The 3135-nt window shown below is 65.5% G+C and carries 2 protein-coding genes; one reads left to right on the top strand and one right to left on the bottom strand.

All coding sequences use genetic code 11. The features are described 5' to 3' along the window. Positions 1–431: 431 nt before the first annotated feature. Complete coding sequence (locus VFW45_08340) at positions 432–1700, bottom strand: MFS transporter (GenBank protein HEU5180787.1); 1269 nt, start codon at positions 1698–1700, stop codon at positions 432–434. A 118-nt stretch (positions 1701–1818) separates the two neighbouring features. Here VFW45_08340 and VFW45_08335 point away from each other — a divergent pair, with 118 nt between their 5' ends. Next, on the top strand, positions 1819–3105 hold the full coding sequence (locus VFW45_08335) for an LssY C-terminal domain-containing protein (GenBank protein ID HEU5180786.1): 1287 nt from the start codon (positions 1819–1821) through the stop codon (positions 3103–3105). Positions 3106–3135: the final 30 nt, after the last annotated feature.

The following is a 3135-nucleotide window of genomic DNA, read 5'->3' as shown; positions in this document are numbered from 1 at the left end:
CACATCCTGTCCTTCAAACGCCCCCGTTCGGCCATCCCGCGCCCTGTAACTGGTCTTGTGCATCCAGTGCGTGTGTGACTGACCCCGCCTGCGTTGGGGCGGCTCCGGTGCGAACGAAAAAGTGTCTTGTGGTCGGTGCCGGACTCCATCGTCCATAACGAGCGCTGGACTTCGAGTTTTGAAGCTCGACACCACAAGCGATCTTTTTCGACCGTAGCACGGTCGCAGCTATCGCGAGGAGTTGTTTTCCATTCCCGGGTTCGTGTTTTGCAGCCGGAAGGTTTCTTATGGCCTGGAAGGAAAGCTCTCGAACGAACCCGCGAAAGATCGAAATATGCTGAAAGCAATAAATGAGTGAACACTAGCGCAATTACTTCCAAATCCGGTGAAGACACCCAGGCCCCAGCACCCAGCTCGTGCCGATGGGACCGTCACTCCGGAGGGGTAGGAAGGGCGGCGGCAGCTTCTGTCGGCGTCGGCTCGTGCCCGTCGTACGACATCAGCTGGGGCCATTTCCAGACAACCAGTCCCAATCCCACGATGCAGCCGATTCCGCCGGTGATGATGGCGATGGGGGCGCCCACGATCTGGGCCACCGCTCCCGCCTCCATCTCGCCCAGCTGCGGCCCTCCCTGGAAGAAGATCTGATTGATGCTCGTCATCCGGCCCCGGATGTGATCCGGCGTATTGATCTGCCGGATCGTGTTGCGGATGATGGTGCTGACGGAATCGGCCGCCCCGACGACCGCCAGCACGACCCACGCCAGCACGAACGATCGCGCCAGCCCGAAGCCGATCGTCGCCGCCCCGAAGACGAGCACCGATCCCAGGAAGAGAGCCCCCTGACGGCGCAGCGCCTGCACCTGCGAAATGATCAGGGCGGCCACCACGGCCCCGACCGATTGCGCGGCCGAGAGCCACCCGTATCCCACCACGCCCACCTGCAGGATGTCGCGCGCAATGATTGGCATGAGGGTGTTGGCCGAGGCGAAGAAGGTCGCCACGAAATCCAGCAGCATGGAGCCCAGGATGATCGGGCGGGCCACGATGAAGTGCATCCCCTCGCGAATCGCCGTCCAGCTCACGCCGTTGGCACGCTCCGAGCGCTTCTGCGGCACCTCCCCGATCAGCGCCAGCGCCAGGACGACGGCCAGGAACGAGGCGGCGTTGATGTAATAGGCGCCCTGCAATCCGGCGAAGACGATGACGAAGCCGCACAGCGCGGGTCCGATCACGGCGCCCGCCTGGAAGGCGATGGAGGTCAGGCTGAAGGCGTTGGCCAGGTCGCGTGCCGGCACCAGGTTCGGGATGAGCGCCTGGCGGGCCGGCAGCTCGAAGGCCAGGGCCGTCGCCTGCAGCGCCGTCAGGGCGTAGATCTGCCCCAGGCCGATATGGCCGAACTGCGTGAGCAGGCCCAAGGTGAGCGCGATGAGCGCCGCCGAGATCTGGGTGATGAACAGGATCCGCCGGCGATTGTAGGAATCGGCGAAGGCGCCGCCGACCAGGGAAAAGATGATGACCGGGAGGATGCGCGCCAATCCGATGCCCCCGAGGGCAATCGGGTGGTGCGTCATCGTGCGGACATGCCAGAACAACGCCCAGAGCTGCATCTGGGACCCGGCGATGGAGATGAACTGCCCGAGCCACAGGAGGAAGAAGCCCCGGTGCTTCAAGGCCGGGGGTATCCGCAGGCGGATCATTCAGCGTTGCCTCGCGAGGCTCGAGCATGAGCAGCTGCATCGACCGGGCCGTCCGTGTCCGTCCGGCCCGGAGCCTGCGGATTGTACCAAGACCTGCGCTTCATAATAGGATGCGCCGATGAGCCCGCGGCTCCGGCGCAATCCAACCCTCCTTGCCATCGTCATCTGCATCGCCGTGGCGGTCCTCTGGCTGGCCAGCGGGCCTAGCTTCAATCCGCAGCCCTTTGGAAACGTGGCCTTCCAGAAGCGCGCCCAATCGGCCGCCGAGGGAGGCGTGACGGTCAGCGTCGTAGCCCTGACCCCGGAAGAGGCCAAAGGCGCCGTGGGCTTCGAGACGGCCGGCGACGACGTCCAGCCGGTCTGGATCGAGGTGACCAACCGCGAGGCGATCCGCTACTTCATCCCCCCCATCACCGTCGACGGCGATTACTACTCACCTCTGGAGGTAGCCTGGAAGGGCCACGGCTGGTTCGCGGGCGACCGCAACTCCCGCATCGACGCGCACCTCCTCGGCATCGCGCTCCCCACCCACGTCGAGCCGGGCGCCAGCGTCACGGGCTTCGTGTTCACCAGCCTGGACGAGGGGATTAAGTACATCAGCCTGGAGCTGATCGGTGCCGGCCAGCAGCAGGTGCGCCGCTTTTCGTTCCTGGCGCCCATCTCCGGCATCAAGACCGACTATCAGGAGGTGAATTGGGACGCGCTGTACAAGCCCGGCGAGATCAGCGACCTGGACGAAGCCGGCCTGCGCGCCTCGCTGGAGAAGCTGCCCTGCTGCACCAAGGGAGGGGACAAGACGACAGACGGCGACCCGCTCAACATCGTGATGGTGGGCGCGCGATCGTCCGTGTTCCCGCCGCTGGTCCGGCGCGGCTGGCACGTCACGGAGACCACCACCGTCGGCACGTCGTGGGACACAATCGTCTCGTCGGTGTTCGGGACCACCTACCGCTACGCGCCGGTGTCGTCCCTGTACCTGTTCGGCCGGCACCAGGACATCGCCCTGCAGAAGCCGCGCTCCGACGTCAACCAGCGCAACCACATGCGCTTGTGGCTGGCGCCGGTCACCACCGGAGGCGTGCCGGTCTGGGTCGGGCAAATCAGCCGAGACATCGGCGTGCGCCTGACCCGCAAGACGGTTACCACCCACAAGGTCGACCCGCAGATGGACGAGTCGCGCTGGTACCTGGTCCAGGACATGTTCTTCTCCCAGGGCCTGGAGCGCTTCGCCCTGGCCGGCGGCGTGGGCGCCTGCACCCCCCAAGCACCGCGCACCAACTTCACCGGCGATCCCTACTTCACCGACGGCTTCCGCGCCGTCATGTGGATGTCCGGCACCCCGGTCACCTACCAGAGGATCGAATTCGTGCCCTGGGAGTCGCCGCAGGCTCCGCGGTCGGAATAAATCCCGGGCGGGCCGAGCTCTTTACCTCCA

Source organism: Candidatus Polarisedimenticolia bacterium, assembly GCA_035764505.1.
Lineage (GTDB): Bacteria > Acidobacteriota > Polarisedimenticolia > Gp22-AA2 > AA152 > AA152.
The sequence above is the reverse complement of the archived record's forward strand: the minus strand, read 5'-3'. Positions and strand labels throughout refer to the sequence as shown.

Bases quoted from the DNA above. Each gene is read 5' to 3' on its own strand.
- VFW45_08335 (HEU5180786.1), top strand. From the start codon at position 1,819: ATGAGCCCGCGGCTCCGGCGCAATCCAACCCTCCTTGCCATCGTCATC.
- VFW45_08340 (HEU5180787.1), bottom strand. From the start codon at position 1,700: ATGATCCGCCTGCGGATACCCCCGGCCTTGAAGCACCGGGGCTTCTTC.